Genomic DNA, 201 nt, shown 5'->3' with positions numbered 1-201 from the left:
CCATTGCGCATAGAGAGATACATCGCTTGTGAAGGCGTAGTTAGCCCCATCTGCGTAATCTGTTCCAGAACCGTTGGTCGCAGTGTTCCATCCGGCAAAATCAAAGCCATCGCGAGTCAAGGTATTGGCAGTTAGGGCTGTGCTAGATGACGCCGCCTGGCCAGACATCGTTCCGGAGCCACCGTTCGCGTTGAAGGTGAC

1 protein-coding gene is annotated in these 201 nt (G+C 54.7%); it reads right to left on the bottom strand.

Annotation, left to right across the window (positions count from 1 at the left end):
- The coding region (locus tag IMCC13023_RS06830; protein ID WP_040325600.1) for an InlB B-repeat-containing protein at positions 1 to 201 on the bottom strand (201 nt) is incomplete at both ends.

The organism is Candidatus Aquiluna sp. IMCC13023, assembly GCF_000257665.1.
Taxonomy (GTDB): Bacteria; Actinomycetota; Actinomycetes; order Actinomycetales; family Microbacteriaceae; genus Aquiluna.
This window is presented reverse-complemented; position numbering and strand designations above follow the sequence as displayed.